The organism is Pseudomonas sp. 51_B (assembly GCF_017491595.1).
Lineage (GTDB): Bacteria > Pseudomonadota > Gammaproteobacteria > Pseudomonadales > Pseudomonadaceae > Aquipseudomonas > Aquipseudomonas promysalinigenes.
Genome location: NZ_JAFGYW010000258.1, coordinates 1 through 488, shown reverse-complemented (window position 1 = coordinate 488; position 488 = coordinate 1). Strand labels below are relative to the sequence as shown.

The 488-nt window shown below is 61.3% G+C and carries 1 protein-coding gene; it reads right to left on the bottom strand.

The window, feature by feature from the left end:
• Window positions 1-488 (bottom strand): 3-hydroxyacyl-CoA dehydrogenase family protein (locus J5M56_RS24715; protein ID WP_207938027.1); only part of this gene is annotated, 488 nt, incomplete at both ends.

The following is a 488-nucleotide window of genomic DNA, read 5'->3' as shown; positions in this document are numbered from 1 at the left end:
AACCGGCCCATTTCACATAGACGATTATCGATCTGAACTTCCGGCGCATCCTGCCCTTTACCAGCGAGCTCCCGAGCACGCCATTCCAGATCGATGCCAACCACGTCGTACATGCGAAACGGCCCCATGGCGAAGCCGAAGCCTTGCAGCGCGGTATCCACCTGCTGTGGATAAGCACCTTCGAAAAGCATCTTGCGCGCTTCCAGTACATACGGATGCAGCATGCGGTTGCCGATAAAACCGTGACAGTTGCCCGACACCACGCTGACCTTGCCCATGCGCTTGCCGAGCGCCAGCGCTGCTTCCAGGGCCGCTGGTGAGGTTTGCGCACCTCGCACTATTTCCAGCAGTTTCATGATGTGCGCGGGGCTGAAGAAGTGCAGGCCCAGCACCTGTGCCGGGCGCCGGGTCGCAGCCGCGATGGCGTCGATGTCCAGCGCCGAGGTGTTGCTCGCCAGCAGGGCCTCAGGCTTGAGCAGACCATCGAG